4 protein-coding genes and 1 pseudogene are annotated in these 3,847 nt (G+C 71.1%); 2 read left to right on the top strand and 3 right to left on the bottom strand.

Translation table 11 applies throughout. From position 1 onward, the window contains the following. The 3 genes and pseudogenes from tsaB to AC1DOC_RS30575 all read right to left on the bottom strand — a co-directional run. The coding region (gene tsaB, locus AC1DOC_RS30585) for a tRNA (adenosine(37)-N6)-threonylcarbamoyltransferase complex dimerization subunit type 1 TsaB (protein ID WP_478131218.1) at positions 1–374 on the bottom strand (374 nt) is incomplete at its 3' end. After that, positions 367–1,383 (bottom strand): DMT family transporter, encoded by a 1,017-nt coding sequence (locus tag AC1DOC_RS30580; RefSeq protein WP_478080588.1) that lies wholly within the window; start codon positions 1,381–1,383, stop codon positions 367–369. The genes AC1DOC_RS30580 and tsaB, both read right to left, overlap by 8 nt. 62 nt (positions 1,384–1,445) lie before the next feature. Further along, positions 1,446–1,926 (bottom strand): annotated as a pseudogene (locus tag AC1DOC_RS30575) (DeoR family transcriptional regulator). Between the two features lie 79 nt (positions 1,927–2,005). On the opposite strand from AC1DOC_RS30575, the gene AC1DOC_RS30570 reads away from it, so the two are divergent. Together AC1DOC_RS30570 and dacB are read left to right on the top strand one after the other, a co-directional pair. Beyond that, positions 2,006–2,596 (top strand): NUDIX hydrolase, encoded by a 591-nt coding sequence (locus AC1DOC_RS30570; protein WP_436045062.1) that lies wholly within the window; start codon positions 2,006–2,008, stop codon positions 2,594–2,596. An 8-nt stretch (positions 2,597–2,604) separates the two neighbouring features. Next, positions 2,605–3,847, top strand: a 1,243-nt coding sequence (dacB, locus tag AC1DOC_RS30565) for a D-alanyl-D-alanine carboxypeptidase/D-alanyl-D-alanine endopeptidase (RefSeq protein ID WP_478131217.1), incomplete at its 3' end; no start/stop codon positions are given.

Below are 3,847 nucleotides of genomic sequence, written 5' to 3'. Positions count from 1 at the left end.
GCATAGAGCTGGTCCATGCGCGCGTCGAGCACCGCCACCACCTGGCGTGCGCCGAAGGCATGGCGCGCCTCCTCGGCCACGGCCAGCAGCGTGTCGACCGGCAGCAGCGGCACGCCGGCGCCGAAGGCCAGGCCCTGCGCCACCGAGCAGGCGGTGCGCAGGCCCGTGAAGGAGCCCGGCCCGCGGCCGAAGGCGATGGCGTCGAGCGCGGCCAGTTCGAGCCCGGCCTCGGCCAGCAGTTGCAGGATTAGAGGGATCAGCGTGCTCGACGCCTGCGCGCCGCCGGCCCCGCTGTGCGTGAACAGGCGCTCGCCGTGGCGCACCGCCACCGACAGGTGCTCCGTGCTGGTGTCGAAAGCCAGGAGCCTAGGCATCGCGGCACCCCGTGGCGGTGGCCGGCATTGCGGGCCGCGCAGCCGCGCGGCCGCCGGCCGATGTTTTCTGCACGCCGAACAAAATGCCGGCCGTCACCAGCAGCAGGCCGGCGATCAGGTTCCAGTAAAGCGGCTCGTCGAGCCAGATCACCGCGCCGAAGGCCGAGAGGCCGGGCACCAGGGCCGTGATCATGGTGCTGCGCACCGGCCCGAAATATTGAATCATCTTCGTGAAGGTGATGCCCGAGACGACGACCGAGCCGACGCCCTGGAACAGCATCTGGAACGCCACCTCGCCCCAGGGCGCGGTGCCGATGCGGCTCACGACCGCGCCGCCCGCCACCAGCAGGCCGTAGACCGGAACATAGGCCAGCAGCGCGAACACGGTGATGGCGATGGTCGCGCGCACGGCGTCCAGCCCGTGGCGGCGCGCCACCACGCTGTAGCAGGCCCAGCAGAAGGCCGCGGCCATGAAGAGCAGGTCGCCCTTCCAGACCTCGCCGCCTTCGAAGGCATGCAGCAGGCTGCGCCCGCCGACGACCAGGTCGCCGGCCACGATCAGCGCGAGGCCGAAGGCGCGGCCCGGCGTGATGCGGTCGCGCAGCACCAGCGCGGCCAGCAGCGTGGTCCACAGCGGCAGGCTGCCGGGCATCAGCACCGAGGCATGGCCCGCGGGCGCGAAGAAGAAGCCGCTGTAGGCCAGCAGGGCATAGGCCACGCCGCCGAAGATGCCGGCGCCGGCCGTGAGGCGCAGCGACAGCGGCGAAAGCCCGAACAGCGACGACGCGCTGCCGTCCTTTTGCCGCTGGCCCTTCATGACCATCCAGGCGCCCCAGGGCACCAGCACCAGGCTGGCACCGCAGATGCGCGCCAGCGCCAGGTCGAGCGGGGTGAGCGAGCGTGCGGCCGAGGCCCGCGCGATCACGATGAAGGCGGTCCAGACCAGCACGGTGACCACGGCCGCGCCGATGCCGATCGTGCGGGGCGAGAAACGGGGCGGGGCGGGCATCCCCCGATTATCCAGGGCAGGCCGCGGCCGCGCCGGCCAGGGGCGAATCGCCGGTCGGGCGCTCAGCCGCCGTCGCTGCGCAGGATGGCAAGCCCGGCCTTGCGCAGTGGCGCCAGCGCGGCGGCGGGCGCTTCCGGCGACACCAGCAGGCTGGTCGCGGCCGACACGGGGTGGATGACCCAGGCCGAGGCCGCGCCGATCTTTTCCGACGAGGCCAGCACCACCGTCTCGGCCGCGGCGGCCATGAGCGCGCGCTTGATCGCGGCCTCCTCGACGTCGCCGGTGGTCAGGCCCGCCTCGGCATATCGCCACCTTCTCCGCGGTTGCGAGCTGCAGCCGGCCCGCGAAGTCGGCTTCGGCCCTGGCGACCGGCAGCGCGCCGCCGTGCACGCGCTGCAGCAGCCCCTCGGCGGCCAGCTCGCGCAGGTCGCGGCGGATCGTGTCTTCCGACAGCGCCAGCTCCTCGCTGAGCGACTTGGCCACGACGTTGCCGTCGCGCTGCAGGACCGAGAGGATGTGTTGCTTGCGCTGGCGGGTGAGCATCGGGCAATGGTAGCGGGCAGGACCGTTGATTGCACGAATTTTCTTGTTTCTGCACGAACTTGCGCATATGCTGCGCCCCATGACGACCCTCCACGACCGCGTCCGGGTGCACGAAGTCACCCTGCTTTCCGACAACTGGTACACGCTCAAGACCACCGCCTTCGACTGGCGGCGCAACGACGGCCAGTGGCAGCGCATGCACCGCGAGACCTACGACCGCGGCAACGGCGCCACGCTGCTGCCCTGCAACCTCGCGCAGCGCACGGTGCTGCTGACGCGGCAGTTCCGCTACCCGGCCTTCGTCAACGGCCACGGCGACCTGCTGATCGAGGCGGCCGCCGGCCTGCTCGACAACGCGGCGCCCGAGGAACGCATCCGTGCCGAGGTGGAAGAAGAACTGGGCTATCGCCTGGGCGCGGTGCAGAAGGTGCTCGAAGCCTTCATGAGCCCGGGTTCGGTGACCGAGAAGCTGCACTTCTTCATCGCCGAGTACGAGCCTTCGATGCGCATCGGCGACGGCGGCGGCCTGGCCGAGGAGGGCGAGGACATCGAGGTGCTCGAGCTCGGCATCGACGAGGCGCTGGCCATGGTGGCCGACGGGCGCATTGCCGACGCCAAGACCGTGATGCTGCTGTATCACGCGCAACTGCATGTTTTTCCGCCGAGATAATCGGCACGATGCGTCTTCGTCGTCTCTCCTTCTTCCTGCGCACCGCCTGCGCGCTTTCCTTCGCCGCCCTGTCCATTCCGGGCGCCCTTGCACAACAGGTCTTTCCAGGCGAAGTGGAGGCCGCCCTCGCGCGCGCCAAGGTGCCGCGTGATTCGGTGACGATGCTGGTGGCCGATGCCGACGGCCTGCGCCCGCCGCGCCTGGCCTGGCGCACGCAGGTGCCGGTGAACCCGGCGTCGATCATGAAGCTGGTCACCACCTACGCCGCGCTCGACCTGCTCGGGCCGGCCTACAGCTGGAGCACGCCGGTCTACATCGACGGCACGGTGAGCAACGGCGTGCTCAACGGCAACCTCTACATCAAGGGCCAGGGCGATCCCAAGCTGGTGCTGGAGCGCGCCTGGCTGCTGCTGCGGCGCGTGCAGGGCCTGGGCATCACCACCGTGAGCGGCGACATCGTGCTGGACCGCAGCGCCTTTGACGCCGCGATCGAGAACGACCCGGCCGCCTTCGACGGCGAGCCGCTGCGGCCCTACAACGCCTCGCCCGAGGCGCTGCTGGTCAACTTCAAGTCGGTCAACATGGTCTTCACGCCCGAGCGCGGCGGCCAGCAGGCGCGCGTGAGCTACGAGCCGCCGCTCGCCAGCGTGTCGATGCAGCCCACGGTGGCGCTCGCGCCCGGCGAATGCGGCGACTGGCGCGCGGCCATCAAGCCCGATTTCAGCGACCCGAACCGCATCCGCTTCCTGGGCGCCCTGCCGGCCTCCTGCGGCGAAAAGAGCTGGGCCGTGGCCTATGCCGATCCGCGCACCTACGGCCTGCGCGCCATCGGCGGCATGTGGGCCGAGATGGGCGGCCGGGTCGGCGGCCAGATGCGCGACGGCCGGGTGCCGGCCGGGCTCAGGCCGGCGTTCGAGTTCGGCTCGCCGCCGCTTTCGGAGGTGGTGCGCGACATCAACAAGTACAGCAACAACGTGATGGCGCAGCAGCTGTTCCTCACGCTCGGCCTCACGCAGAAGAACCGCGGCAGCTTCGAGGCCTCGCGCAGCGCGCTGGGCCAGTGGTGGCGCGAGCGCATCGGCACCGGCGAGGCGCCGCCGGTGTTCGACAACGGCTCGGGCCTGTCGCGCGACGAGCGCATCAGCGCCGCGGCGCTCGGCCGCATGCTGCAGGTGGCCTGGCGCTCGCCGCTGATGCCGGAGCTGGTGGGCCGAGAGCTTGGCGGTCTGCTCGGGCGGATCCGTGACGACC

It is taken from the genome of Variovorax sp. 01T439_2 (genome assembly GCF_056398445.1).
This window is presented reverse-complemented; position numbering and strand designations above follow the sequence as displayed.